Genomic DNA, 222 nt, shown 5'->3' with positions numbered 1-222 from the left:
CCACGCCGGGCGGCTGACCGTGCCCCAGCTGCGCGCCCGGGTGCGCCGCGCCCTGGCCCGGCTGGACGCCGACGCCCTGGACAAGCGCCGCGAGGAAGCAGGCCACCGGGCCGACGTCACCACCCGGCGCACCGGTGACGGGATGAGCCAGCTCGTCGCCGACCTGCCCGTGCACCTGGCCGCGGCCTGCGCCGACGCCATCGACCAGTACGCCCAGCTGCT

1 protein-coding gene is annotated in these 222 nt (G+C 77.9%); it reads left to right on the top strand.

Annotated elements, in window-relative coordinates; translation table 11 throughout:
• On the top strand, positions 1–222 hold a 222-nt coding region (locus E9549_RS23030), incomplete at both ends, for a DUF222 domain-containing protein (protein ID WP_236828911.1).

The sequence above is a fragment of the Blastococcus sp. MG754426 genome (assembly GCF_021699055.1).
Classification (GTDB): domain Bacteria; phylum Actinomycetota; class Actinomycetes; order Mycobacteriales; family Geodermatophilaceae; genus Blastococcus.
This window is presented reverse-complemented; position numbering and strand designations above follow the sequence as displayed.